This is a genomic window from Gemmiger formicilis (genome assembly GCF_016901605.1).
Lineage (GTDB): Bacteria > Bacillota > Clostridia > Oscillospirales > Ruminococcaceae > Gemmiger > Gemmiger formicilis_B.
Window position 1 is genome coordinate 1 of the sequence record NZ_JACJKP010000799.1, and the last position, 221, is coordinate 221.

1 pseudogene is annotated in these 221 nt (G+C 62.0%); it reads left to right on the plus strand.

Going from position 1 to position 221, the window contains the following annotated elements:
- Positions 1 to 107: 107 nt before the first annotated feature.
- Positions 108 to 221, plus strand: a pseudogene (locus H6B10_RS16885) (NADH:flavin oxidoreductase); the annotation flags it as partial.

Below are 221 nucleotides of genomic sequence, written 5' to 3' on the forward strand. Positions count from 1 at the left end.
TACCGCCGCTGATTTCGAAGGCATCCACACCGTGGGCGATCAGGTTGGGCACCAGATAGCGGATATCCTCCACCGTATTGCCCTGGGGGTCCCGCTCGCTGCCGCTGATGCGCAACAAGCGTACCGACCGTTACGGCGGATCGCTGGAAAACCGCGCCCGTTTGCTGTATGAGGTGCTGGACGCCATCAAGGCAAGCTGCGGCCGGGATTTCCCGGTGATT